Source organism: Nocardia sp. NBC_01327 (genome assembly GCF_035958815.1).
Taxonomy (GTDB): Bacteria; Actinomycetota; Actinomycetes; order Mycobacteriales; family Mycobacteriaceae; genus Nocardia.
The window spans coordinates 117,517-142,881 of sequence record NZ_CP108384.1; the positions used below are offsets into that span (position 1 = coordinate 117,517).

The window sequence follows — 25,365 nt, forward strand, 5'->3', positions numbered from 1 at the left end:
GATACCCATGCGCGACGGCACCCCCGCTCCGACTCCACGTTCGACTCGTCGTCGACGCGACAGCGGAACCGGTGGCCGAAGCCTGGCGGCCCTGCTTTCCGCAGCGGCCGAGCGAAACCCCGACGGAATCGCGATCGTCGCCGGCGAAGTCGAACTGAGCTATCGCACGTTGGACGCTCGCACAAATCAGTTGGCGCGCAAGCTGTCCCGGCTCGGGATCGGGCCTGAGGATCGGGTGGCTATCGCGCTGCCCCGATCGGTGGACTCGATCACGGCAGTCTGGGCGATCGCGAAGACCGGCGCGGCGTTCGTCCCGTTGGATCCAGCCTATCCACGGGCACGGATCGAATACCAGCTCAACGACAGCGGGTGCGTGCTGGGGCTTACGCATCGCCGTCATCACAACGATCTTCCCGACACGGTCCGGTGGCTGGCATTGGACGACCCGCAGGTTCTCGCCGAACTCGCGGGGGAACCATCGAATCCGATCTCCTACCTCGATCAGAGTGCGCCCCTGCGCATCTCGAACATCGCCTACCTGACCTACACGTCCGGATCGACCGGTCTACCCAAGGGCGTCGCCCTCACACACACCGGTCTGGCCGCGCTGTGCGCGGACCTCCGCGCGTCCCTGGCTACCACCGCCGCGTCCAGGTGCCTGCACTTCGCATCGCCGAGCTTCGACGCATCGGTGCTCGAGCTGCTGCTCGCGATCGGATCGTCCGCCACGATGGTCATCGCCCCGCCCTCGATCGTCGGCGGCGGTGATCTGGCGGAATTCCTGCACCAGCACAGGATCTCGCACGCCTTCTTGACCCCCTCGGTCCTGGCGACCGTCCAACCGGCCGGGCTCGATACCCTCCGCACCATCGTGGTGGGCGGTGAGGCATGCCCCCCGTCGTTGGTCACCAGATGGGCGACCGGTGAGCGGCGTGTGCACAACGCCTACGGACCTACCGAGACCACCGTCGCAGCCAGCCTCAGCGGTCCCTTACAACCCGATGCCGCGGTATCGATCGGCAGGCCGGTGCAGGGCGTCGGGCACCGAATCCTCGATACCCGATTTCGGCCCGCTGCCAGCGGCTCGGTCGGCGAGTTGTATGTCACCGGGCCAGGAGTGGGACGTGGCTATCCAGGTCTGCCCGCACTCACCTCGGCACGCTTCGTAGCGGATCCGCAAGGGGCGGCAGGGAAACGGATGTATCGCACCGGAGATCTGGTGCGCCGCAATAACATCGGCGATCTCGAGTATCTCGGCCGGATCGACCATCAGGTCAATATCCGCGGCCTGCGCATCGAACTCGGGGAAATAGACGCCGCGCTCACCCAGCTGGACGGCGTGGCGCGCGCGGTGACCGTGGACCGCGAAACCCCCACCGGCGACACCGAACTGGTCTCGTTCGTCCTGGCCGATCCCGGTTCACAGCCACCCACGTCGGATCTGCTGGCGGGTCTGGCAGCACGCGTGCCGGCCTACATGGTGCCCAACTCCGTCATCGTGGTCGAGGACTTCCCACTCACCAAGGCCGGCAAGGTCGACCGGCCCGCACTGCGCACCCTCCCGGTGCGGCGTACGGGTCCGCGGCGTGTGACCGGCGCCGGAGAGGACCTGGTCACCGAGGTGTTCGCGCAGGTGCTCGGCATCGAGCGGCTCGGCGCCGACAGCGATTTCTTCGCGGCGGGTGGCAATTCGCTGCTGGCCACCCAGGCGGCGGCGCGACTGAGCGAGATCTGGAAAGCGCGGATTCCGCCCCACCTGTTGTTCGACCATCCGACCGTCGCCACACTGACCAGGGCCATCCGGTCCCGGCATTTCGACACCGCCCGCCCGGCGCTGCTGGCAGGGCTGCGCCCGGATCGACTTCCGTTGTCGCCGAACCAGCTTCGATTCTGGCTGCGCAACCAGTTCGATACCGCCACCGCAGTGGACAATATCGGCTTCGCCCTGCGCCTTGCCGGTCTCGACGCGGATGCGCTGCGCGCGGCACTGCTGGATGTGATCACCCGCCACGAGGCGCTGCGCACCCGCTATCCCGCCGATGGTGACGGGCCGTACCAGCAGATCATGGACGCGGTCGTGGTGATGAACGGTTTCGCCGTGCAGGATGTCACCGATGAGGAGCTCTCCGCGCGGGTGCATCGAGTGATTCGCGAGGGCTTCGATGTCACCGCCGAGGTTCCGCTGCGGATGAGACTGCTGCGGACGCCGACCGCGCAGGTGCTCGTCTGCGCGGTGCACCATATCTGTGCCGACGGCTCGTCGATGGCTCCCCTTGCCCACGATATGGGCCTGGCCTACGCAGCGCGATGCACCGGCACCACACCGCCATGGCGCCCGGCCGCGGTGCAGTACGCCGACTACGCGCTCTGGCAACGGAAACTGCTCGGCTCTCGGGATGACTCCGAATCGATACTGGCACAACAGCTCCGATACTGGACCGACGAATTGCGCGGGTTGCCGGACCAACTCGACCTGCCGGCCGACCGCCGCCGGCCCGCGATCGCCTCGCTGCGCGGCGCGACGATCGATCACCTGCTGCCCGCCGCCATGCACGAGGATTTGCTGACCTTCGCGCGTGGACGCCAGGCGAGCCTGTTCATGGTGATGCGCACCGCGCTGGCGATCCTGCTGGCCCGCCTGACCGGCACCGAGGACATCGCGATCGGTGTGCCGATGACCAATCGCGCCGAGCCGGCCCTCGACGGCGTGGTCGGGATGTTCGTCAATACCACCGTCTCTCGTACCCGGGTGGACCCCGCGGAGAGTTTCGACGCGCTGCTGGCCCGCGCCAGAGATCGCGACCTGGCCAATTTCGCGCACTCCGAGGTGCCGTTCGAATACGTCGTGGACGCGGTCGATCCGGTGCGGTCGCCCGGACGGCATCCGCTGTATCAGGTCGGATTCGCGTTCCAAAATTTCACACCGGCCGATTTGGAGATGACCGCCACGGCCATGTCCGTGTTCGAAATCGAGACCGATACGGTGAAAACCGATCTGCACATCGGCGTGATCGACACCCGCGACGCCGAGGGCGCACCCGGTCCCATCGCGCTGCGATTCGGCTACAGCACAGACCTTTTCGATCGATCGACGGTCCAGGGGTTCATCGACGCCTATACCCGGCTGCTGCGGTCGATCCTCTCCAATCCGTGTACATCGGTCGGCGACCTCGCGATTGCCGACGGCCACGACCTCGATGCGCACTGCGGCGGCGATGTGCCGGTCACGCGGGGGCATCTCACCGCCGCGATCGCCCTTCAGGCGGCCGCGCACCCGGATGCGGTCGCTGTAGTCAGCGGGAACGAGTCCGTCACCTTCGCTGAGCTCTACGATCGCGCAACCCGGCTCGCACGATGGCTGATCGCCCAGGGCATCGGCCCGGAATCCCTCGTCGCGGTTGCCATGCGCCGATCCATCGAGCAGGTCGTCACGTTGTACGCGGTCGCGGAGGCGGGAGCGGCGTGGGTCCCGATCGATCCCGATCATCCCACCGAGCGAATCGGCTACATCCTGGATTCCGCTGCGCCGCACTGTGTCCTGACCACAACCCAGGATGGATTCGCTCTTGGCGCTCCGCACACCGTCGACACCATCGACACAACCGGGTATCCCACCGGAGCGGTGCGTGACGGCGAGCGGACTGCGGCCTTGCGGGGCGATCATCCCGCCTACGTCATCTACACCTCCGGATCCACCGGTAAGCCCAAGGGCGTGGTCGTCACCCATACCGCGATCCTCAACCAGCTCACCTGGATGCGCACTCGCTATGACATCCAGGCCCGGGACACGTATTTGCACAAGACCGCCGCCACCTTCGATGTCTCGCTGTGGGGGTACTTCCTGCCGCTGGGCTCCGGTGCGCGGCTGGTGCTGGCCGGGCCCGACGAACATCGGGACCCGCACGCCATCTGCCGGTTGATCGCGAATCATCGTGTGACCCTGACCGATTTCGTACCGACCATGCTCACACTGGTGGCCCGCTCCGCGAGCTTCGCGGAGCTGGAGTCACTGCGGGCAGTCTTCGTCATCGGCGAAGCGCTCGCGCCGGAGACCGCACAGGCGTTCGCCGAGGTAAGCCCCGCCGAGCTGCACAACCTGTACGGTCCGACCGAAGCCGCGGTCAGCATCACCGAACACCATGTCACAGACGCGGACTTGCGTGCGTCGGTCATGCCGATCGGCGTGCCAGTCTGGAACTCGCAGTGCGGCGTACTCGATGCTCGGCTGCATCGCCTCTTTCCCGGCGTCGCCGGTGAGCTCGTACTCGCGGGCGATCAGCTCGCCCGCGGCTATCACCGCGCGCCGGGACTCACCGCGACTCGATTCGTGGCCAGCCCGTCCGGACCGCCGGGAGCACGGATGTACCGCAGCGGTGACCTGGTCCGTTCCCGGCCCGACGGGATCCTCGAGTACCTGGGCCGCACCGACTTCCAGGTCAAGGTCCGCGGGCACCGCATCGAGCTGGGTGATATCGAATCCGCCCTGCTCGACGATCCCGCGGTGGCGCAAGCCGTGGTCACCGTGCGGCGGTCCGGCCAGGAAGACCATCTGATCGGCTATGTGGTGCCACGAGCTGGTGGCACCGTCGAGTCGAAGGAGCTGCGGCGCAGGGTTTCCGGACTGCTGCCGGGATACATGGTCCCGGCAGCAGTGATGGTGCTCGATTCGCTGCCGGTCAACACCAGCGGCAAGATCGATCGGGCGGCACTACCCGCACCGGTGTTCGTCAGCGAGGACGCGGCCGAACCGGGCACCCCACTGGAAATCGCGATCGCGGAGGTCTTCGCGATGGTTCTCGCCGTCTCCAGAGTGGGACCGACGTCAGACTTCTTCGAGCTCGGCGGCTCCTCACTGCTGATATTCGTGCTGCACCAACGGCTTTCGGACCGACTCGACTGCGACGTTCCGATGTCCGCGATCCTGGCCGCACCGACGGTGGCAGGCCTGGCGGCATACGTGAGCGGCGCACGCCAACCCATCTCGGCATTCACACCCGCGGCCGACGCGATCCTCGACCCGGCGATCTCGGTCGAGGGATGCGCACCCGCACGGCACACCACAGCCGATGTCCTGCTCACCGGCGCGACCGGATTCCTCGGCGCACATCTGCTGCACGAGTTGCTGACCCGCACTCGGGCCCAGGTCTGGTGCTTGGTGCGCGCGGAGGATCACGAGGATCCGCTGGATCGAATCCTGGCGGCCCTGACCAGATTTCGGCTGCCCACCGACGGCGTCGCCGAGCGGGTGACGGCCGTGCGCGGCGATCTGGCCGATCCGCGACTCGGCCTCGCCCCCGCGCAGTTCGATCTGCTCGCCGAACGGATCGACGTCGTTTATCACAACGGCGCCAGGGTCAATCATGTCGATCCCTATGAGCGGCTGCGCGCGGTAAACGTCGAGGGAACGCGGGCGGTGCTCGAACTGGCTACCACCACACGGGTGAAGGAGGTGCATTTCATCTCCACACTCGGCGCCGCGATCCCGGCGGGCCCGGTTCCCGAGGTCGTCGGCGAGAAGGACCGGCTGCGCGCCGATCAACTCCAGCCGAACGGCTACCTGACCTCGAAATGGGTTGGCGAGGAACTGGTTCGGCAGGCCGGCGCGCGGGGGGTGCCGGTGACCATCCACCGGCCGGGAACAATCTGCGGCGACACGTCCACCGGCGTCAACAATCCCGACGACGCCTTCTGGAACATGGTGCGGGCCGCCGCGGTGCTCGGCGTCACGCCCGAGGTAGGCGATGCCACGGTCTCACTGGTTCCCGTCGACTACGTCGTGCGCGCGATCGTCGCCCTCGCGTCGGGCCCGCGCCGAGAGACCGTCTACCACCTGGTCAATCACTCACCCGTCGCGGTGCGTGAGATACTGGAATGCCTGCGTAAACAAGGTCACCAGGTGCGGGAGCGGCCGATGGATCACGTACTCGCCGAACTGAACCGGCAATCGACGACCCGCTCCGCCGCAGGCGACGACTCCCTGGCCCGCGCGGCGGTACTCGCCTCCACCTTCGGTGAGCTCGCCGGGCACACCCGTTGGGACGATGTACACACCCGGGAGGCGCTGCGCGAGAAGAACATCCACTGTCCGGTAATTGATCACGTGGTGGTGAACCTCTATCTCGAGCAGTTCGCGGCGTCGGGATTCCTTCCCGTTGTCACGGTCGGGGCCCGCTGAGCCGCACCGGAGGATCCGGCCCGCGCACGATCAGAAAATCGCGCTGTACCCAGCTAGGTGAGGGACTGTCAGGGGTTCCGGTAGTAAGCGCCGAAAATCCAACGATGTTCAACATATGTCCTGATCAGGGCATGGCCGTCTGGAGTTGGCAAAGTCCGCATCAGATGCGGGAAAGTCGCGTCTGATGCGAGTCTGCGACCGGCGGTGTCCGGAGACCATGGTTTCCAGACGTGGCTGCGCAGGTGGATTCGACCGGCCACTTCTCCCCACTGGGAAATGTCGACGCGCAATCATCCGCTGCTGATCGGGCAGCATCGTCGATGCGGGGTGGCCGGTCCGGGCTCGGCGAATGTTCGGTGTGCATGGAGGTAGAGCAGCGTGACCGGCGCGATGAGTGTGGCCTTGCGCGCGGTGCGTGACCGCTTACTGGGTGCGATCCGTGCGAGCGGGTCGGCTACGGCTGACCTGACCAGGGGTGCCGCCGACGCATTGGAGGGCGCACCGCGTTGGCTCTCTGGCGCCGACATCGAGGCCGCCGATCAGGTGACATGGTTCAGCGGCACGACCGACGAAGACGAGCAAATCGAGCAAATCAGGTTTCGCCTGGAGGATGTGTGGAGCAAGCCCCTGACCGACGCCGGCGGTGTCCAGATAGGAGCCACCTTCGAACGAGAACATTCCTACCCGGCAGCGATCCGATGGATAGAGCAACCGACACGAGAAGCCGACACGAAAGTCACCCCAATCGAGGTGATCTACGGGTTCCGTACTGCGCTCGGCAAGCCTGAGGATGCTCCGTGGGCCGACGCTGTCCGAAAATCGGGTCAACCGCCCAACTACCTCATAGCCCATGCCGATCGCGACGGCTTCTGGGCCAGCATCAACCGGGGGACCGAAGCTGTCCCGGACTGGGTCGATGTGAAGGTGAATGGACGGGAATTCGGGCAGATGCTTGCCGCGGACGAGAATTCCGCGCGCGCCATCGGACGAAACCCCGCAGGTGAACACGTGCTCATTGCGTGCTCGTCCGGCGCGCCCGAGGCCTCCGCTGCCCGGCTGGCAGCTGAACACCTTCACACAACCGGTGTGGTGACCGGGCCCATTCACGCTCCCACCGATACGGCTGCAACGCCAATTTCCGGGAGTGGTGACAGTGTGCGCACCCATCTGGGCGTGCTGGCTCGCCCGCGTCGCAAATTTCTGGGTGTGATACCTCTGCCGCGTGACAAATTGTTCGAGTCGTACCCACCGCCGGAGAATCCGTGACAACCGAACGAAAGGGAGTGTGGCCGATGGATCCGTCCTCAGCAGTGCGCCACGGTGACTGGTTCGTGCTCTTCGACCCGAACTGGGCTGGTGACCCCACCCAGGACACGCCGCCGGCGGAGGTGATGGTCGGTGGGTGGAGACTCGAGCAGGATGGGACGCTCGGGCCTTTCCGGCCGAATCCGGGGTATCGGCCGCAGACCCCGGACACCCCGAGCGACCCTCTCGACGCCCTGCTGCGCCTCATCACCGCCGGAGAGGACCGTAGCGATCAGATCATCCCGGCACTCACCCACACCGTCGTCGAGATCGCCTGCGACGACCAGAACGAGCCGCGGACAGCCCTCTCCCCCGACAACATTCCGTGCGTGGTCGTCGTGACCGCCGAAATCCACAAACACCAACTGGCCGTGCCACGATGGCTGCCTGTGCTGGGCGCACGACTTCCCGAGACCGTCCCCGACGGCACCGACGTGTGGTTCAACCCTGGAAGCGATCATCCATTCCGCCTGGCCACCACCGCGATCCGTGCGGCCGGCCAGACGTGAGATCCCCTGTTCACGCCGTCGTGGTCACCGAGGCAGCGGTCGGATCGGTTCGTGCCTCATCGACTCAGCGCCCGCGCCACCTGAGGGGTGCGACAACGCCGCCATCTAGCGCTGCGAGTCACACCTGGCGATACCCGAACACGCCGCCGGTTGTCGGCAAACGATCGTTTACCGACAACCGGCGGGGTGACAGCGACGTCGAGAACGATGGCGGGTAGTAGCGGGCTTACCCACGCATCCGCTACTGCCGCTGGAATGCCTGCGTAAACAAGGTCACCAGGTGCGGGAGCGGCCGATGGACCACGTACTCGCCGAACTGAACCGGCAATCGACGACCCGCTCCGCCGCAGGCGACGACTCCCTGGCCCGCGCGGCGGTACTCGCCTCCACCTTCGGTGAGCTCGCCGGGCACACCCGTTGGGACGATGTACACACCCGGGAGGCGCTGCGCGAGAAGAACATCCACTGTCCGGTAATTGATCACGTGGTGGTGAACCTCTATCTCGAGCAGTTCGCGGCGTCGGGATTCCTTCCCGTTGTCACGGTCGGGGCCCGCTGAGCCGCACCGGAAGATCCAGCCCGCGCACGATTAGAAAAAACACGCTGTATCCAGCTGACAGGCGACGGGGTTCGGCTACCGGGGATCGCGGCATCGAAATCGTGGTGCGGGCAGCATGTTACGTCCAGAAACAGGTGTCGCGCGTCGGGATACGCTAGAGAGTTCCCGCGGCGCGAGTATCGGTCGCGGGAACCTTCCCAGCGGTGGGAATGCCGCGCGAGAGTACCATACTCCGCGCGACAAGCGCTCGGCAGATGTGTTGCGGAACAAGGGAGTACCCATGAAGAATCTGAAGTTGCGGGCCCGGCTGGCCGTGGGGTTCGCGGCGGCTGCCTTCTTTGCTGCGTCGGTAGCGGCGGGCGGGCCCGCGGCGGCAGCCTCTTCGCCTGAAGAGACGTGCGGCGCAGGGTATTACGCGATCGATCACGGGAACATCGAAACGCAGGCGACCGTCTGGTTGATGTACAACGGCTCCACCGACTGCGTTGTCACATGGAAGACGGCAAAGATCGGGACACCGACACTGCTGACGGCAGCGGTGGGTACCGGGGGTATCGGTGGTGGCATCCCCACGATTCCGTTCCACGGTGTGAGCAACAATATGGACATCGACGCGGGCTCGTTTTCGTACTACGCAGGCCCTGTCTACTGGTACGCCCCGCACACTTGCATCTACTGGTACGGCTCGTTCGGAGGCGCCAATAACGGCGGCTCCGCTGGTGGTGGCCCATCACACTGCGGCTGACCGATTCGGAAGGTCACGGCAGATCAGCAGCCGCCGGTCCAGAGGGAGCCCAGGGTGAGTTCGAGTCCAGACGGGGACAGGCAAAGTGCCCCTGACATGCGGTGGAAGCCGTCGGTTTGTCGCTGTCCGGATACGATCGTTCGCGAGACACCCTCAGCTGCAGTAGGTTTCCGCAGGCGAGATCTGTAAAGGTTGGCGCGTACGCGCCAACGTCAACCTGCCGGGGGTTCGCAATACACTCCGCGCCATGCGAATCGGCTACGGACGCGTCTCCGCCCGCGACCAACACCCCGAAGCCCAACTCGACCTGTGGTTCCATGCAACACCCCGTTCGATGAAAGCCGGTCCGGAAATCCCCTCCGCGAACGGCTTTCGTCGTTTCTGCCCAACAGCACCGTTCGGTTTTCATCGGGACACTTCACGTCATACGGTGTCGACGGTGGTACTCAGGTCTGTCGGAGTGAAGACCTTGCCCGAGAAAGACTCCGACTCGTTCAAGTGAGATACAAACGACTCTGCGGCGCCGCAGAGTACACCGGATTCGCACGAATCGACGTATAACTCCGACCCGCCTGACCATGTACCGAGCAGGCCACGTGACTCTGCCACCCTCGCGGCCGTCGAACCGTCGACGATATCGACTCACCCGACCCGCGCGATGTGTTGCTGGCCGACCTTCGGGCGGCAGGCTACACCTCACTCACACAATTCATCACCGCTCTGCGCCGCGATCGCGGCGCAGACACACAGCCCCCCGCCACCTGAGTGTCGCGACCGATAACACGCCACGGATCCTGCGCCCTGCGTGCCGGCGCGGCAGACCTTGACCATCCGCCCCCCGGTTCAGCTGACTGGTTCCTGATTCGGTGATCCAACACCAGCTAGTCCACCCCCCACCAGCATGCACTGAGACACATACGTTCTCGAGGTTTACCGCCACCAGTGCATGCTCATCGGCTCTCCCTGCCGGTCTGGCGTCACCACCAGCTATCGCCGCCGCCGAAGACGTCCCCGATGACATCAGCGGCCAGGATCCCACCCCCGATCCCCAAAGCGATCTGCGCTGCCCCGGAAAGGAAATCACTCCCACCGGACCGGCGATCATCAGCGTCGCCCCGCTGCTGGTAATCCGACACCTGCTGCCGCAGTTGAGCATTCTCCTGCCGCAGCTGGGCGATAGCCTGATCCTGCCCGATCAGCAGTTGCACCATCGCATCGATAGCGCCCGGATCGCGGGCGATCCGCTGCTGGGCGAGAGCCTCCACCTCAGGGTCCCGCTGCCCGGGCCGCGCCCCCTGACGGTCGATCTTCTGAAACAACCCATCGACAATCTGCTGTGCCTGCGAAGTATTCATTTCCGGTTCCTTCCGTTCCTCACTGGCCGCTCATCCGGCCCGAGTACACGGTCACCCCAGCCGCTGACAATGCGCCGACAACCCACCGACAGCCAGCCATTCCAGCCCCGCGACCAGAAGGGGCAACTCCGTATTCCCCTGGCCAGGGTGCGCCGGCCTACGGCGGCCTGAAGAAGCCCGACTGCAAGGTGGTCGTACGACATCTGCGCCGCAGGCAGCGAACGCGACGGCCGGCTCCAGGTCACCGAAGAACAGCCATCGATTGCCGAATCCGTTCAACCCACTGAATTCCACGGTGTACCCGCAGCGGACGCTGCCCTCGTCGTCGGATGACGCGCCGGTCGCCTTTCGGCCGGGCGGTCAGGCTGCCGGAGGCTTTGTCGATGAAGATTTGTTCGCATCCGGCTACGGTGAGCGCGTCATTCTGGGCTTCGGGGTGTTGGTCGCGGGTGGAGACTCGTCCGTAGCCGATTCGCATGGCGCGGAGTGTATTGCGAACCGCCGAGCGAGCGGCAGTCGTCGTGGCTTCGACCACGGATACGCGCCTTCCACGAACAGGGCATCGAAGACCCTTTCAGCTCGATGGCTTCCCAGTCGTGGCAGGCATTGTCGACATCCCCGAGACAGAGTTCCCTACGCTGTTGCCCACCCGGACACGTCTGTTCCGACCCGAAAGCTTGGGAGTGTGGAATGCTTAGCGCAAGGAAATTTACTGCGGCCTGCGCCGTTTCGGTCGCAATGGTTGGCGGAGCAGTTGTATTCGTACCGGGTACAGCATCGGCGGCGACGTACGGCGGTCAATGCGGTGGAGGGTACGGTGTCATTGATTCAGCTGGGGTGAACGGCGGAACCGTGTTCTTAACCTATAGCAGCGTTACTGGAAAGAATTGCGTTGTCACAGTTCGCGATCAGCCAGGAGGCAGGGAAGAGATGGCCGCCCAGGTCGGTCGTTCGGGTGATCCTGGTTCCGTCGCTACCGACAAGGGAAACTTCACCACATACGCGGGACCGGTTTATGTTTCGGCCCCGCACGAATGCATCGATTGGTACGGCGATATCAGAGGCGCTTGGGGTGGGCGAGAGAACAGTCATTGCCGGTGACACCCCGGTGGTAATCATCGCCCGCACCTCATCAGCACGCGGGCGCAGGTCCGAGCACCGCAACCCCTGTGCCTTGTCCAGGCAAGCCCCGGTCTCGAACAGCAGCAGAATCAGAAACTGATGGTCGCACCGCCGGTGTGCTGCCGTGGAAGCTTCTCCGCTGCCCGACAAGCGCTTCGGCCATCAGTTGCTCTCCGGCGACCTACTGGACGTATACGCCGACGTCCTTTCCCGCCTGTGTGCTGTAGTAGACCGACACGGCGCCGTGCGTCGGCGGCAGGGAGCCGAGGTTGCAATTACCGTCGTCGCGCACGAGAAAACTGACCCAGTGCAGCAATTTCCGGACTGCCGCCGCCCGCTCAGTGAGTTCCCGTTCGGCCTCCGCCGACACACGTTCCATCACCGCCGCTGCTCCGATCGGGAACAGCCGCAGCGCGGTATTGAAATGAAGAAGATCGCGTAGCCAGTCTTATTGATCATGAGGCAAATCGTCAGGTTGTGGATCGGCGCCGGCGATCTCGAGTAGCAGTCGGTCGACCATGCGCTGATGGTCTGGATCGACCAGCACGTAGCGTTTTCGCAGCCAGGAGTAAAGCCCGTCGTGCGTCTGGTCCTCGATGAACACGCTGAGCGACAGTTCGACGCCGGGCGGGCGGTTCAAGAATTCACCCCGTGAGAAGTTGGCGACAGGACTCTGGGCACGTTGCCCGTCCAGAGCTGGGAAGGGGGCGGTCTCTGACCGGCAGGGGTTCTGGCACGCTCAACAACCTGGCTGACCTCACCGACTTTCCGCGGACCCTAGAGGTTGGTGGGCATCGTCTGATCATGCGACACCGGAGGAAAGCATGCGCGTGCACAGTCAGGGAATTCGGATCGGACTCGCAGTCCTGGCGATCCTCGGAGGCTCAGTCGCGATCGCTGCCCCCGCCAACGCGGTGGCTACCCCTGCCGAGGCGTGTGGCGACAATTATCACGAGATCGACTATCGCGATGTCCCGGGTGCTCGTATTCACTTGCTCTACAACGGATCTGTCGACTGCGTGGCTACTACGAACAACACTCCGGGTAAGAAAGTTGGGCTGGGGGCTTTTATCGAAAAGCTCAAGGACGGGGTCCACTCGGATCCGCAGGCGGAAACGGGTGGCTTTTGGTACTACGCTGGACCCGTGAGGGTCACCGCGCCACATACCTGCGTCGGCTGGGGTGGCAGCGGGCCGACGAAAACTATCGTTGTTGGGCCGGACCACTGTGGTTGAGTGACGGAGACGCGCTGTCCGGCACGAACCCAACCATGGCAGCAAGCCCAACGCGACAGCGACTGACACCGGCACCGAAAACCGCATGCAGGCGCGCTCGGTGAAAATGCCGCAGGAGCTCGATTCGCGTGTCGAGGTCCGTGCCGCGGGACTCGGCATGACCAAGAGCGCCTATTTTCGCTGGTTGGCCGAGAAAGATCTGAAGAACGCATACAGCGACGAGCCGGAGCGTCAGAAGCCGTGCGAACGGCGGTGACCACGAGTGAGGATTTCCTCGATGTATGGCCACGACTCCACTGTGCGAAAACAACATCGGTGCCACCGACCAGCCCGAGAACCCAGCCCGACTACACCCGGCGGGCTCGACGACCCGCCCGCGTCACCTCGTCCCGCATCGGTGAGGTGATGTGCGGGAACAACATTGGTTGCCGTCGAACCCGAGTCAACCTTCGGTGCCCAGGTCGATGTATTCGCGCCAGGTTCCCCATCGCGGTTCGCGTTTATCGCGGGGATGAATCCCCAGGCCAGGAAAGGTTTTGTCGATGCGTGCCGCGGTCAGTGGCGCTGAGACCGGTGCGAGAGAGTGCAGGCCCGGCAGGTCTTCCCACGCTCCGGTCTTGTCGACCGTCCGAACGCGTGCGATCACCCCGTCATGGACGTAGACCACCGCACGCAACCGTTCGCGGCGCACCGCCGGCACTCGCGCCGGGCCCGCGGACAGCCGCCGATCCATCTCGAAATCCGGATCCTCGGTGCCCGCGAACTCCGCCTCGAGCTCCTCGACCGTGCGCGAGTTGCGGTAGATCACCATCGCGCAGTCCGGATCATGCTGTGTCGCAGGCAATCCCAGCTCTTCGAACTGGTTGCGCATCCACTCATAGGGGACGAAAACGCCTTCGGGACCGAGTCGACCGTGACCACGGTATGTGTGCCGATCGCCAGGCGTTCACGGATGACCTTCAGATTCTCCCGCACCCAGCGGGCGTTCTTCGGTGGATGCGGGCAAGCCGGTGCCGCTCACCGTGGCCACTCCGCCGGGCGCCAAGGACGGCGCGGCCCACGAGGTGATGATCATGGCGGCCCGCGGTGACAAACTGGAGATCTACAACCCGTGGGGATTCACCGAGTGGGTGACCAAACAGCAGTTCATCGACGGCCAGCTGGGTCAGCTGACCAGCGACAGCCCGACCACCGGACTGAGCGACCCGACCTCGGTCGCACTCCCGCAATGAGCGAGGATGCCAGGCGTCCGGACAGTGCCTTCCTCGACGTCGACATTCCGGCCGCCCTCGCCGAGGGGCTACCGGATCCCGGGGACAAACGGTCGATGCTTTTCTCCGACGGGGTGATCGGTGCGGCACTGCGATTGGAGGATCTCGGAATCGGTCCCTACCCGACCGAGTTCTTGGCGTCATGTGTTCAGGCGATGGGGTTGTCGGCCGCGACCGAATTGCCCGAGCCGCTGATCGGCGCGCAGCCGACCCAGGTCGTCCGGGCCTGGATGACCGCTGCCGCGTCCGGCCGAGAACCGGATGTGGTGCGTGACGACCTTTTCGCACAATGGCTTTCGGTTGTCGCCGAGGTGCTGGCGGCCCGGCGACGGGTGCGGAAATCAGTGCCCCAGTCGATGCCGGAGAGTGCCGGAGATTCGGCCACTGTGCGGGACCGCTAGAAGGGGACCCGATCCAGCGCGGACCCGTCGTACTGCCCCGCGATGCACTCCTTTCCCCGTCCCCGGCCTCTCGTGGTTCCGGACTGGTGAGGTCGCGTATTCAACTGTCGCGGGATGTGTCTGGTTTCCAGCCCTTGGGTGATCTTGGCCGGGGGCCCGTGGCGTAGCGGCTCCAGACGGCCGCCGGTCTGGGCGGCGAGTCTGGTTGTGGTGGTGTAGTGGTAGTTGAGGGCGTCGGCGACAACCGGGGCGGGCATTTCGAGGGCCGGGCGCGGCGCGGTTGCATCTGGTCGAGCCCAACGCAAGATCGACGGTGTCATTCGATCCTGTGGGGTGCTGTCGGCCAGGGGGGTGGAGCTGTGGCGGCGGAACGGCTGGACGAATTCGATACCCGCACACGAGGTCGCCATCGACCACTCGGGAGCGCAGGGCGTGCCACACACGATCGTCCCTGCCCGCTACAGAAGCACCTCGACGCCCTCGAGTCGAGCGAAATCCCCTGAATCAGTTCAACTTCCAGGTGCGGCCAACACGTGCGTGGCCACTGGCGAGCGTGGTCGTGGATATCGACCACGCTCTTACCCGCCCAACAGACGAACTCACAGAGCGATCCCGATTCGACTCTCTGCGCTGCGGGGAGCTTGCGGGCCGGCGCCTCGTTGCGGAGGCGTTTCCTAGGGTCGGCCCGCTGCGTCCACAGTGCTTTCGCTGGTCCTGCGGTAGGCGAACCAGGGCAGGAAGAACTGGGCGACCGGACCCACCAGTAGTGCGTACATCACCGTGCCGGCACCCACAGTGCCGCCGAGAACCCAGCCCACCGCGAGCACGGCAAGCTCGATCAAGGTGCGGATGAGCCGGATGGAACGCCCGGTCGTCGCCGACGTACCGGTCATCAGCCCGTCGCGGGGACCGGGGCCGAAGCGCGCACCGACATAGACGGCGATGGACAAGCCGTTGAGCACCACACACCCGATGGCCAGCACAACCCGGGCCGGGAGCCCGAGATGTTGAGGAATGAGCGCGAGACCCAGGTCGGAGGAGAACCCCACGACGATGATGTTGGCGAAGGTACCCAAGGTCGGCTTCTGCTTGAGAGGGATCCACAGCAAGAGCACGAAAACACCCAGTAGGGCACTGATCATGCCGAAACTGAGGGGAGTGTGACGTTCCAGCCCCTCGTACAGGACGCTCCAGGGATTGACGCCCAGAGATGTGCGGACCATGACCGAGAGGCTGAACCCGTACAGGGCGAGACCGACGAACAATTGGGGAAACCGTCTGAGTGGACGCTCACCGAGGGAGACGTAGGTGAGCGGCGGCAGGGACGGTCGTGTACGGGACGCTGACGGACCCCCGTCTCGTTCGTCTTCGCCGAGTCCTTGCCTCTTGACGTTCGTGATCGTCTGCTCCATTTCAGTCGGTTCCTGTGTGTGTTCGCCGGCCCCGTCCGCGTCTATCGACGTCAGGATTCGAGGTGATCCAATGCACGCCTGATTCGTTTGCCGGCTTCGCTCAGGAGTGCACCCGTCCGGCCGCAGTTGATCCGCACGAAATGGTCCAAGGGCTCACCGTCGGCGAAGTGGTTGCCGCAGATCGTGGCGACCTTCGCCTCGGCCAGCAGGAACTGATCGGCGGTGCTGTAGCCACGCTCGCGGTAGGCGTCGGCGAAGGCGACGAAGTCGACGAACAGGAAGTAGCCTCCCTGCGGGGCGGTGACCTGCAACGAAGGGACTGCCTCGAGCTCGGCCAGCATGGCTTCGAGGTTGCTGCGTGCGGCCACCGCCCTGGAGGTCGCGACCTCATCCATCTCCGGCCGCAGCGCGATGTGCGTGGCGACCTGGCCGTAGGTGGACGCGAACGAGGTGAGATTGACCTGTGCCCGCGCGGCCGCGTTCACGATGTCCGGCGGAGCACACAGATACCCGATCCGATCACCGTGCATGCCGTACGTCTTGCCCGGCCCGGTCACCGCCACCGTCCACGCCCGCATGCAGCAGTGGCTGCCGTCAGGGAAGCTGACGTCTATGGCGGCGAATGTCTGGGCGCGTGGCTCGATGACATGGGCCTCGTACGGGGTGTCGAACAGGACGTAGACCGGGTTCTCCCCGCGGGCCTCGCGTCGCAGGTTGTGCTGGGCGACGATCCTGGCCAGCGCCGACAGCTCCTCGGTCGAGTAGACCTTGCCCGTCGGGTTGATGCAGTCACCCAGGATGACAATCTTGGTTCGCTCCGAGATCGCCGCCTCGAGGGCCGACGCCGTCAACCCGCCATCCGCCGTGACCAGAACGGTTTTGAGGACCCCCTCGTGCAGCTGCACCATGTCCGCGTAGTGCGGCCAGTTGGGTACGGGAACCACGACCTCGTCGCCCCGATTCAGCAGCGCATGGAAGACCACGGAAATCGAGCCTTTCACCCCGCCCGGGGTGACCATGATTTCACTGTCCGGGTCGTAGGTGATTCCGTGGAGGCGAGCCTGCCGCGCGGCAATGGAATCCAACAGGAACGAAAATCCCTTGACCGGCGCGAACGCATGAATTGTGTCGGGGTGTTCTTGAATGAACTCGACTACGCCGCGATCGATCCGGGGATCAGCCGGCATATCCAGTGCGCCGATGCTGAGATCGACGATCTGCTCATGTTCGGGGAGTCCTCGATTGAGCGCCGCTAGTTTCGCCATAGTTCCGTGAGTTGCTGACTCGGGAATCCGCAGAATAGCGTCGGCGATGCCGCGATTCTTCTGCATTACGGTAAGAGCAGCACTACTGCCTGTGGAATTCAATTCTTGGCCACCGCTTTGTGCATTGCGGTCCACATGTCCAGTTGAATGTTCAGGGTCTCTGTCGCCCCGTAGACGATCTCGGCGGCGTCCGCATCGGTACGGCAGTTGTGCAGAACGCACTTCTTCGCATCGGCGGCATGGCGTTCCTCGACGCCCTCGTCACCGACGTGGACATTGAAATAGACCTCGACACTATCCACGAACTCGCCCGCGTGCAGCTCGTTGCGGCTGTTGCGGAACGCCCTACGGCAGACCTGCAGCATCTTGTCGGCATGAGACTCCAGGGCCATCGCCACACCCAGCATGCGGTGATAGTTGCTGCCCAGCAGCTCCAGAGTGCGCTCGCGGTATGCCACCGTCTCGGGAAGGACCAGGTCGCTGTTGCGCGCCTCCCGCACGAGCAGCGGAGGCAGGCCGAACTCGGTCCGACCGAACAGGTTGTGGGAGTTCTCCATCAACAGCTCATGGCAGTGTGCCGCCTCGCCGTTCCCGGTCTCTTCGTTGAGGATGTGCGAGAACAGAACCAGCGTGTCGCGGTCGTCACGGGCGGCCGCCTGCGCACACACGTAAGCGATGCCTTTGACCGTGCCCTCGGTCCGATGGAAGAAATTGGCGCGGTGGAAGTCGTAGGCCGGGGCGTTCCACGGTGAGTTCTCAAGGTATGCGAAGTAGCCATTGGCGTAGACCTGATGCTGCTCCAAGTGATCCATGATTGCGGTGACTTGGTCATGGATTGAAACCTTCGTGGAATTCGTCATCTTGCAGCTCCCCCTGATATGCACGTTCGAATCGTGGCCGCGATATATCGCGGCCGGACCCCACGATCCACCCAAAGAACGTCTTACTTGAACTACCGAAAGTCATCGTGCCCGGATCGAAACTTCACCGAGCACTGTAGTCATGCGATCACCCCGCTTGCCCCCCTTCCATTCCCGCTACTGGGAATCGATACGCAACCTGATATAAGGGGACCCTTCGGTTTTATTTTGGACTCGGAGCAGTGCATCTCTTTACACGGCCATTAGGGATCAGGTACCGGTTTCAGGGAAACAATGTGCGACGCTGCGCCAGCTCGTCCTCGAAATGCCCGCCCCGGTTGTCGCCGACGCCCTCAACTACCACTACACCACCACAACCAGACTCGCCGCCCAGACCGGCGGCCGTCTGGAGCCGCTACGCCACGGGCCCCCGGCCAAGATCACCCAAGGGCTGGAAACCAGACACATCCCGCGACAGTTGAATACGCGACCTCACCAGTCCGGAACCCCGGCCCTCGCCCGCGTCGAGATTCGCAGACCCCCAATCGAAATGGCCTCATCGGGCCAACCAGCCGCCCTAGACATACGTGCAGTGCTACACGGTTTGATCGGTGAAAACCTCGAACGCTCCGTCGAGTTCCTGCTGTGCTTTTCGCATTGCGGTGCGGGCGATTTCGACAACTTCGGGTGTGGGCGGGTGATCCAGGCAAGCAAGGTTCATAGTGACCTGTTCGGGTGTGGTGAACCCGGCGAGGACCGCCGTGTGGCCGCCGTGGTCCAGGCACGACCACAGGGCGATCCGGATCAGTTCGGCCGGATCGTCTTCCCCGATGTACTGGCGCACGGTGTCTAGGGCGAAGTCGATGATGTCGATGGCGGGATCGGTGAACCAGCGCTTGCGGGCGCGGTGGTCGCCGGGGTTGAAACGGCGGGGCCGCCGGGGTGTGTAGCTGCCGGTCAGAAGGCCCTGCGCAAGAGGCTTGTAGGTGAGGACGCCGCAGCCGTGTTCGGCGGCCAGGGCGAAAATCGGTGCGCGCGAGGGTGTCAGCAGGTTGTCGCGGACCGCGATCACCTGCGGGCCGATCCGCGAGAACAGCCGGTAGAACCGCCCGTACTTGTCGGTGGTGGGTTGGCCGGTAATCCGGTCCAGGGCGTACCGGTGCGGGCCGCGCATACCCACCGCGCGAACGAGCCCTTCGGCCCGGAATTGCTCCATGGTGGCGAGGGCGGATTCGAGGTCGCTGTCTTGGGGGCCGAAGTTGTTGTGGTGGAAGAAATACAGGTCGATATGGTCGGTGCCGAGGTGGGCGAGGGAACGTTCGAGCTGGCGGCGCATGTGCTCGGGTGTGTACGGGTGCTCCGGATCACCGCCGTAACCGACTTTCGAGGTCAAAGTGATTGTGTCGCGCGGGATTTGGCGCACTAGACGGCCTAGAGTGGATTCGGCGCGGCCGTGGCCGTAGACATCGGCGACATCGAAGAGGGTGACGCCCTTCTCATACGCGCAGCACAATCCGTCGAACGCTTCGCCGTCGTCTATCTCGCCCCAACCGGTCGGCAGGCCGAGGTTTTCGGCCGGGCCGCCCAGGGCCCAGCAGCCGATGCCCAGGGCTGACACGCGCGGCCCACCATCGCCCAATGTGCGAGTCAGCATGTGGTGATACCTCCAGAACAGAGCAGGGTTTCCGTGCCGGGCGTGTCGGTCCCGACCTTGTTAGGGTTCCTCGGTTGCCCAGTCAGGAATGCCCCCGAGACGCATTCCGCTATGGAGGAACCCTTGTGACATCTACCGACAATGCTCGCCGGATCGTGCGTGATCTGGCCGCTTCCATCACCGCCCTCGATGACGTGGAGCAGGACGCCCAGAAGTTCGTCCTGGAATGGATAGACAGCGGTGCCCCGCTGTTCCGGGTCCGCAAGCCGGACGGCCCACCGACCCATTTGTGTTCCTATGCAGTGATTTTCGACCGCCGCCGGCGTTCGGTGCTGCTGGCCGATCACGTCAAGGCCAACGCGTGGCTGCCGCCGGGCGGTCATGTCGATCCGGACGAAGACCCGCGCGTCACGGTGCTGCGCGAAGCGCACGAGGAACTCGATATCGAGGCGCAGTTCGATCCGGTATGTGGTGGTGAGCCGCTGTTCTTGACCGTCACCCAGACCCGCGGAGATCACTCGCACACCGACGTGAGTTTCTGGTTCGCTATCGCCGGTGACGAGGACATGGTGCTGCGGCGCGATCCGGCCGAAGCGCGCGAGCTGCGCTGGTGGCCCATCGACAACGCCGCACTGTGGGAGCCCGCCGAGCAGTTCGACCCGGGCATGACGCGGTTCCTGGACAAGCTTCGTGCTCATGGCGAAGTCAGCGAGCCCGTGGCCTGACCGGTTCGCAGGTCGATAGTGGTGATCATCGCCGAGTGATCGGACAGGCTGGTGTCGATCGTCGTGCGGTCGTAGTGGCATCCGGTCACCGTGCCGGTCGCCGAGGTCATGAACGTGTGGTCGATACGCTGGGCCAGGAACCGATCACTGAACCAGCTGTGCTCGTGCTGGTCCGGATGCAGGCTCCGGAAGGTATCGACCATCCCGGCCGAGCAGATCGCGGTATAGAACTCGTAGTCGTGGGTCTCATAGGCGGTGAGCCGGGGCTCATGGCCCGGCTCCACCACGTTGAGATCCCCGGCGAACACTGTGCGCGGCCGCCGCAGCGCTGCCAGCTCGCCGAGGGCGCGGCGCTGAAACTGCGCGCGGGTGTGGCTGCTCTCGAGAGTCATGCCGTTGGCGGGGGCATACATGCCCACGATCCGCACTTGCCCGTGCACGGTGGTCAGATCGGTGACCGCGACCCGGTTGCCCATCGGGCCGCGCAGCTGGCGGCTGATCTGGTGGCCGAACGTGGCGATGACGGCATGGTATTTGTCCCCGGCGGTCGGGGCACCGGCGGCGTTGAGCTGTGCGGGAGTGGTCGAGAAGCCATCCGCGCGCAGGGTTTCCAGCAGTTGCCGTGATCCGTCGCTGTCGCGGATCTCGGTCAGCACCAGCACCGATGCCTCGGTGCTGAGAAGCCATTCCGCGAGCTTGTGCGCGCGGGCCGGCGGTGCGGACTGCACATTGAGCGCGCACACGGTGAGCCGGTCCGGATCGTTCTCGGCGCGGTCCCCGGTGGAGCCGAAAAGCATTGCTTGATCAGTCACGGGCGTCCTTCGCTAGTTGGATGGGCGAGCAGGAGGTTTCGTGCGTCCCCGATCGCCGTGGCCAGGGCGGCGGGGTCGAGCTGTTTGCTTGCGCGGATATCCGCAGTTTCCTGCGCGGCGCCGTAGACATGGAACGGGGCGGCACCGGCGGCGGTGTCGTGGATCAGGAACCGCGTTTTCGCCGCGGGCCCGCGCAGGATCATCGAGACCGTGCCTGGATCGGCGCACACATTGTGCACGCTGGCATGGTCCAACGCGAACGTGTCCCCAGGGCGCTGCCGTTGTGCCAGTAGAGGTTTCAGCGATGCCGGGTCGGTGCGCTCATCGAATTCGGCATCGGAGCCGTAGAGGTTGTGCTGATAGCGGCCGCGCACGATCCGGGAGGAGAACGGCCAGCGGTGATTGTGCGGGCGCTCGGTGTGGCGGCCGCTGTAGAGGTGCAGCCGCAACCGGACATCGGTGTCAGGGTCGGTCCACAGCACCAGCTTGCGCATGAAGTCGTAGCCCTCGCACATGCTGGTCAGTGCCGCTTGCGAGGGCAGCCGCTCGAGCAGGTTCAGCACCAGCGCGTTGTCCTCACGGGTGAGGGCATCGAAAACGAGCGTGGCACACGTGAGGATGGATTCGGTGTCGTCCCAGTCGATTTCGGTCAGGGCGGCGAAATCGGGGTGTGGGTAGTCGGTCATGGTCAGTACCTCGTGCGAAGCAGCGGAATGGTGGCGTCGAGATGGCGTTTGAGGTGCGGGTGCAGCCGGTAGTACTGCACCGGCAACCCCTGCTGCGGGTAGAGGGTGGGCAGCTGGCCCGAGCTCGCGACGTGGACCGCGACCGCGATCAGCAACCGCACCTGCGCGGCGCGGACGCGGGCCTTCAGCGTGGGCAGGTGAGTCAGCGGCACCGGTTCGCTGGCCAGGACTTCGCCGGTGTCCACGCCCGAGCGGGCGACGTGGACTGTGCAGAGGATCGGCTGACCGGTCAGCACCGCCCACCCCGGCGCGTCCATGCCTCGCAGCGCGGGTAACGCACCGTTGTGGGCATTGACCGCGCCGAGTCGAGTCGCGGCGAGCACCCGGCCGGGAACGATCGGCATCCCGGCCAGAACGGTCAGATCCGCGCACCGCGCGAGCGCCGCGGCCGCCTCATCCCAGCTGCGCACGCGCTCGGCCGGGGCCGGGGGCCGGTCGCCCTCGGGCGCGGGGTCGGGATACCAGGCACTCGCGTAATGCGAGTCCGGCGGGATCGCGGCCGGGGACGGTGGCGGGCACCACGCGATCAACGCCGCGTCGAGCCCGCATGCGGCCAGGCCCGCCAGCAGCTCGGCCGCGACGCGCGAGCTCGGCGGGGCCAGCACCGCGACCCGGGCCCGCGCGCGTGCGCGCAGCGGCTCGAATGCCTCGGGCGGAATCGGCGGCGGGGCCGGCGGATTGAGGCGATTGCGCAAGTGCAGGGCCAGAATGCCGGTGGTTTCCTCGAGCTGGTCAGCGACGGTGGCGATATACCCGCCGATCAGCGGGTCGGGTCGCGCCTGCTGGTACAGCGCCAGGGCACCGAGGATCTTGCAGGCGGTATTGACCGCGCGCAGATCCGCGAGTTGCCCGGGGCGATAACGCATCCACCGCGCGGCCACGCACGCCAGCGCCTCGGCATGGGCGGTGCTCATCGCCCCGAGGTGCTCACCCACCGGCGGCCGCGCCAACCGATGGGTTTCGATTCCCGCTATCAATGCCGCGTCGGTATCGGCCGCACGCACGCCCAAGGCGGCCAGCTGCCTGGCCGCATCAGCGGCGGTGACCAGCGGCACCCGCCGGGCCGCACCCGATCCGGCCAGCCGCGCCGGGGTGAAGTCGCCATCGAGCTCGGTGTGCAGCCGATACCGGCCCCCGACCTCCACCGCGGTCACCGGCACGCCTTGCTCGCCACGTCGGCCACGACCCGCAGGTAACTGTCCACGACCGGGCCATCCCCCGGATATCCCCACAGCGGCAGTTTCACGAACGTTCCGGCGAACGCGCTCACCCCCGGCATCAGATGCCGCACAGCGGTTTGCGGGGCCACCCATTCGCCGAAGGGATCGGAGCGGGCGAACAGCGGATGGCCGCTGATGTCGCCGGTGGAGCCGGGGATATCGACCTCGGTGGCCCCGGCACGATGACAGCGGGCCACGAATTCCTCCCGCGAGAAGTTCGCGTGCTCGCCGCTGTAGTTCAGGCCCAGCACATACAGGCCGTGGCTGCCCTCGGCGAGATCCACTTGTATCGGTCGCAGGACCGGATTGTCGGCCAGGGCGTGGGCGAAGCGGTCGAGGGTGGCGCGGCGCCGGTGTTCGATATCGGTGGCGCGCGCGAGCTGCTGCACGCCGATGGCCGCGCCGAGGGTGGTGATCCGTTCTTTGAGTCCCATTCCGGTCATCGCGAACCGCGAATACGGCTTGGTCGCGTCGATTTCGGTGGTGCTGCGCTTGCCGTAATGCCCGAACAGCAAGGCCCTGTCCCGCAATTCGGGCTGGCTGGTGACCAGCACGCCGCCTTCGCCGGTGGTGATGGCTTTCTGGTTGCAGGAGAACGCCGCCATATCGCCCCACAGGCCGACGCGGCGGCCCTGCCACGACGCGAAGTGCGCGTGCGAGCAGTCCTCGAACAACCACAGGCCCCGATCGTGGGCAAGCGCGGCGATTTCGTCCATGCGGGCCGGGATGCCCCACAGATGAGTGACGATCACCGCGCGGGTACGGGCGGTGATCTGCGCGGCGATGCTCTCGGCGGTCACGTTGCCGGTTCGCGGGTCGGCGTCGGCGAACCGCACGGTGACACCCTCGAACGCGAACGGGCTGGCAGTGGCCGCGAACGTGTATGCGGGAGCGATGATTTCATCACCAGGACGCAGACCCGCAGCGCGGCTCATCGCATGAATTGCCGCGGTCCCCGACGCGAAGGACACCGCGTATTCGGCTCCGAGGAATCCCGCGAACGCCCGCTCGAATTCGCCGATCACTCCGCGTGCGTCGCGGTCGGACAGCGACCGTCGCGCCTGGCCGGTCACGGCGGCATCGAATGCGCTGTCGATGTGGGGCCAGCGGTAATGCTCCCCGCCCGCCAATCCCGTCAGCAGCGATATCGCGGCATCGAGTTCGATCCCCGCCGCCGGCGCGCGTCCCAGACCCGTCCCGCCGTCCGAGGCGGCCGAAGTCAGCGGGGCCACGAGTGCGGCCAGCCGCTCGGCAGATTGCTCGGCGGTTTCACCGTCCCCCACGTGCAGGATCGGCCAACCCTGCTCGGCGGCCGCCAGACACAGCCCGGAGCGGGTGCGCTGCTGGTAGTCGGTGAACGCGGTGCGGGCGTGGGTGATGTCGGCTCCCGCGTGGATTCCCAGATCACCCGGTTTCACCTGGGCATGGCGCGCCCAGGTCACCTGCGGATCGACATCCACGAGAACAGTCAGATCCGGGCGGCGCACATGAGCGAACAGCGCCGCCAGCTCTGCGGGGCTGTGATTGCCCTGGGCGAGCAGCTGGGTGCTGATACGCCCGATCCAGCCGTCCACGAGCACATCGAATCCGGCCTCGAGCAGCGGCGCCAGGACCGCATTGGAAAACGCGGTGAACCAGGCCGCTTGCGTTGCCGCCCAGAAGGTATCGGGCAACGCCGCCGGATCGTCCACCGTGCCCCACAACACCTCAGCCAGCCGCGCCATCACGATGCCGCTGTCGGTGTCGGTCACCGCCGGTTGCTTGCGTGAGACCCACACCAGACCCCGCCGCGGATCTCCCTCAGCCAGGACCTGCGTCGCGCGCGCGTAGTCCAGATCCGCAACCTGCGTGGCAAGGGTGGACTTGCCGCTGCCATTGGTCCCCTCGAGGGCCAGGAAACGGCCGAAACGCGTGCTGGCCGTGAGTGACCGTGCCGTGGCTCCGCCGACGGCACGGCCGTTGTTCGAAATATCGGTGGTCATACTCGACACTCC

The 25,365-nt window shown here is 65.5% G+C and carries 23 protein-coding genes; 10 read left to right on the top strand and 13 right to left on the bottom strand.

What is annotated here, in order from left to right:
• The first annotated feature begins 7 nt into the window (after positions 1–7).
• The 6 genes from OG326_RS42125 to OG326_RS42150 all read left to right on the top strand — a co-directional run bounded on the left by OG326_RS42125 (position 8) and on the right by OG326_RS42150 (position 9,795).
• Positions 8–6,175 (top strand): non-ribosomal peptide synthetase, encoded by a 6,168-nt coding sequence (locus OG326_RS42125; protein WP_327147006.1) that lies wholly within the window; start codon positions 8–10, stop codon positions 6,173–6,175.
• 378 nt (positions 6,176–6,553) lie between these two features.
• Positions 6,554–7,441, top strand: coding sequence for a hypothetical protein (locus OG326_RS42130; RefSeq protein ID WP_327147007.1), 888 nt, complete (start codon positions 6,554–6,556; stop codon positions 7,439–7,441).
• Positions 7,438–7,989, top strand: coding sequence for a type VII secretion system-associated protein (locus OG326_RS42135; protein ID WP_327147008.1), 552 nt, complete (start codon positions 7,438–7,440; stop codon positions 7,987–7,989). The genes OG326_RS42130 and OG326_RS42135 overlap by 4 nt, the downstream gene beginning before the upstream one ends.
• Before the next feature lie 295 nt (positions 7,990–8,284).
• Positions 8,285–8,548, top strand: coding sequence for a hypothetical protein (locus OG326_RS42140; RefSeq protein WP_327147009.1), 264 nt, complete (start codon positions 8,285–8,287; stop codon positions 8,546–8,548).
• Between the two features lie 280 nt (positions 8,549–8,828).
• Positions 8,829–9,293, top strand: coding sequence for a hypothetical protein (locus tag OG326_RS42145; RefSeq protein WP_327147010.1), 465 nt, complete (start codon positions 8,829–8,831; stop codon positions 9,291–9,293).
• 247 nt (positions 9,294–9,540) lie between these two features.
• The gene (locus OG326_RS42150) at positions 9,541–9,795 is read left to right on the top strand and encodes a hypothetical protein (RefSeq protein WP_327147011.1); all 255 of its coding nucleotides are present in this window, start codon (positions 9,541–9,543) and stop codon (positions 9,793–9,795) included.
• A gap of 475 nt (positions 9,796–10,270) precedes the next feature.
• Here OG326_RS42150 and OG326_RS42155 read toward each other — a convergent pair whose 3' ends face one another.
• From OG326_RS42155 to OG326_RS42170, 4 genes are all read right to left on the bottom strand, one after another.
• Positions 10,271–10,648 (bottom strand): DUF2076 family protein, encoded by a 378-nt coding sequence (locus OG326_RS42155; protein WP_327147012.1) that lies wholly within the window; start codon positions 10,646–10,648, stop codon positions 10,271–10,273.
• A gap of 241 nt (positions 10,649–10,889) precedes the next feature.
• A complete protein-coding gene (locus tag OG326_RS43140) occupies positions 10,890–11,126 on the bottom strand; it encodes a recombinase family protein (RefSeq protein ID WP_442791105.1) in 237 nt (78 codons plus the stop codon).
• Between the two features lie 825 nt (positions 11,127–11,951).
• On the bottom strand, positions 11,952–12,149 hold the full coding sequence (locus tag OG326_RS42165; protein ID WP_327147013.1) for a hypothetical protein: 198 nt from the start codon (positions 12,147–12,149) through the stop codon (positions 11,952–11,954).
• A gap of 69 nt (positions 12,150–12,218) precedes the next feature.
• Positions 12,219–12,410 (bottom strand): hypothetical protein, encoded by a 192-nt coding sequence (locus tag OG326_RS42170; protein ID WP_327147014.1) that lies wholly within the window; start codon positions 12,408–12,410, stop codon positions 12,219–12,221.
• 680 nt (positions 12,411–13,090) lie between these two features.
• Here OG326_RS42170 and OG326_RS42175 point away from each other — a divergent pair.
• Positions 13,091–13,261 (top strand): hypothetical protein, encoded by a 171-nt coding sequence (locus tag OG326_RS42175; RefSeq protein WP_327147015.1) that lies wholly within the window; start codon positions 13,091–13,093, stop codon positions 13,259–13,261.
• 186 nt (positions 13,262–13,447) lie between these two features.
• Here OG326_RS42175 and OG326_RS42180 read toward each other — a convergent pair whose 3' ends face one another.
• Positions 13,448–13,876: a hypothetical protein gene (locus OG326_RS42180; protein WP_327147016.1), complete on the bottom strand. Its 429-nt coding sequence runs from the start codon at positions 13,874–13,876 to the stop codon at positions 13,448–13,450.
• Positions 13,877–13,997: 121 nt separating this feature from the next.
• Between OG326_RS42180 and OG326_RS42185 the strand changes: the two genes are divergently transcribed.
• Entirely contained in the window at positions 13,998–14,237 is a 240-nt protein-coding gene (locus OG326_RS42185; RefSeq protein WP_327147017.1) for a hypothetical protein, read from the top strand.
• Positions 14,234–14,677, top strand: a complete 444-nt coding sequence (locus tag OG326_RS42190) for a hypothetical protein (protein WP_327147018.1) — start codon at positions 14,234–14,236, stop codon at positions 14,675–14,677. Before OG326_RS42185 ends, OG326_RS42190 begins: the two co-directional genes overlap by 4 nt.
• A 674-nt stretch (positions 14,678–15,351) precedes the next feature.
• Here OG326_RS42190 and yczE read toward each other — a convergent pair.
• The 4 genes from yczE to OG326_RS42210 form a co-directional block, all read right to left on the bottom strand.
• A complete protein-coding gene (gene yczE, locus OG326_RS42195) occupies positions 15,352–15,900 on the bottom strand; it encodes a membrane protein YczE (RefSeq protein ID WP_327147019.1) in 549 nt (182 codons plus the stop codon).
• A 239-nt stretch (positions 15,901–16,139) separates the two neighbouring features.
• A complete protein-coding gene (locus tag OG326_RS42200; RefSeq protein WP_327147020.1) occupies positions 16,140–17,489 on the bottom strand; it encodes a pyridoxal phosphate-dependent aminotransferase in 1,350 nt (449 codons plus the stop codon).
• Entirely contained in the window at positions 17,453–18,214 is a 762-nt protein-coding gene (locus tag OG326_RS42205) for an iron-containing redox enzyme family protein (RefSeq protein WP_327147021.1), read from the bottom strand. Before OG326_RS42205 ends, OG326_RS42200 begins: the two co-directional genes overlap by 37 nt.
• Positions 18,215–18,809: 595 nt before the next feature.
• Positions 18,810–19,832 carry an aldo/keto reductase gene (locus OG326_RS42210; RefSeq protein ID WP_327147022.1) on the bottom strand — a complete coding sequence of 341 codons (1,023 nt, stop codon included), beginning with the start codon at positions 19,830–19,832 and terminating at the stop codon, positions 18,810–18,812.
• Positions 19,833–19,993: 161 nt separating this feature from the next.
• On the opposite strand from OG326_RS42210, the gene OG326_RS42215 reads away from it, so the two are divergent.
• Entirely contained in the window at positions 19,994–20,593 is a 600-nt protein-coding gene (locus OG326_RS42215; protein WP_327147023.1) for an NUDIX hydrolase, read from the top strand.
• Here the strand turns inward: OG326_RS42215 and OG326_RS42220 are convergent.
• Genes OG326_RS42220 through OG326_RS42235 form a run of 4 tightly spaced genes read right to left on the bottom strand, consistent with a single transcriptional unit; the run spans position 20,563 to position 25,353 of the window.
• The gene (locus tag OG326_RS42220; protein ID WP_327147024.1) at positions 20,563–21,405 is read right to left on the bottom strand and encodes an endonuclease/exonuclease/phosphatase family protein; all 843 of its coding nucleotides are present in this window, start codon (positions 21,403–21,405) and stop codon (positions 20,563–20,565) included. The two genes, OG326_RS42215 and OG326_RS42220, sit on opposite strands and share 31 nt — an antisense overlap.
• Positions 21,402–22,091, bottom strand: a complete 690-nt coding sequence (locus OG326_RS42225; protein WP_327147025.1) for a hypothetical protein — start codon at positions 22,089–22,091, stop codon at positions 21,402–21,404. The genes OG326_RS42220 and OG326_RS42225 overlap by 4 nt, the downstream gene beginning before the upstream one ends.
• Positions 22,092–22,093: 2 nt before the next feature.
• A complete protein-coding gene (locus OG326_RS42230; RefSeq protein ID WP_327147026.1) occupies positions 22,094–23,305 on the bottom strand; it encodes a formyltransferase family protein in 1,212 nt (403 codons plus the stop codon).
• Complete coding sequence (locus tag OG326_RS42235; protein ID WP_327147027.1) at positions 23,302–25,353, bottom strand: aminotransferase class I/II-fold pyridoxal phosphate-dependent enzyme; 2,052 nt, start codon at positions 25,351–25,353, stop codon at positions 23,302–23,304. The genes OG326_RS42230 and OG326_RS42235 overlap by 4 nt, the downstream gene beginning before the upstream one ends.
• Positions 25,354–25,365: the final 12 nt, after the last annotated feature.

Bases quoted from the DNA above. Each gene is read 5' to 3' on its own strand.
- OG326_RS42125 (WP_327147006.1), top strand. From the start codon at position 8: ATGCGCGACGGCACCCCCGCTCCGACTCCACGTTCGACTCGTCGTCGA.
- OG326_RS42140 (WP_327147009.1), top strand. From the start codon at position 8,285: ATGGACCACGTACTCGCCGAACTGAACCGGCAATCGACGACCCGCTCC.
- OG326_RS42145 (WP_327147010.1), top strand. From the start codon at position 8,829: ATGAAGAATCTGAAGTTGCGGGCCCGGCTGGCCGTGGGGTTCGCGGCG.
- OG326_RS42150 (WP_327147011.1), top strand. From the start codon at position 9,541: ATGCGAATCGGCTACGGACGCGTCTCCGCCCGCGACCAACACCCCGAA.
- OG326_RS42155 (WP_327147012.1), bottom strand. From the start codon at position 10,648: ATGAATACTTCGCAGGCACAGCAGATTGTCGATGGGTTGTTTCAGAAG.
- OG326_RS43140 (WP_442791105.1), bottom strand. From the start codon at position 11,126: ATGCGAATCGGCTACGGACGAGTCTCCACCCGCGACCAACACCCCGAA.
- OG326_RS42165 (WP_327147013.1), bottom strand. From the start codon at position 12,149: ATGGAACGTGTGTCGGCGGAGGCCGAACGGGAACTCACTGAGCGGGCG.
- OG326_RS42175 (WP_327147015.1), top strand. From the start codon at position 13,091: ATGCAGGCGCGCTCGGTGAAAATGCCGCAGGAGCTCGATTCGCGTGTC.
- OG326_RS42180 (WP_327147016.1), bottom strand. From the start codon at position 13,876: ATGCGCAACCAGTTCGAAGAGCTGGGATTGCCTGCGACACAGCATGAT.
- OG326_RS42190 (WP_327147018.1), top strand. From the start codon at position 14,234: ATGAGCGAGGATGCCAGGCGTCCGGACAGTGCCTTCCTCGACGTCGAC.
- yczE (WP_327147019.1), bottom strand. From the start codon at position 15,900: ATGGTCCGCACATCTCTGGGCGTCAATCCCTGGAGCGTCCTGTACGAG.
- OG326_RS42205 (WP_327147021.1), bottom strand. From the start codon at position 18,214: ATGACGAATTCCACGAAGGTTTCAATCCATGACCAAGTCACCGCAATC.
- OG326_RS42225 (WP_327147025.1), bottom strand. From the start codon at position 22,091: ATGACCGACTACCCACACCCCGATTTCGCCGCCCTGACCGAAATCGAC.
- OG326_RS42235 (WP_327147027.1), bottom strand. From the start codon at position 25,353: ATGACCACCGATATTTCGAACAACGGCCGTGCCGTCGGCGGAGCCACG.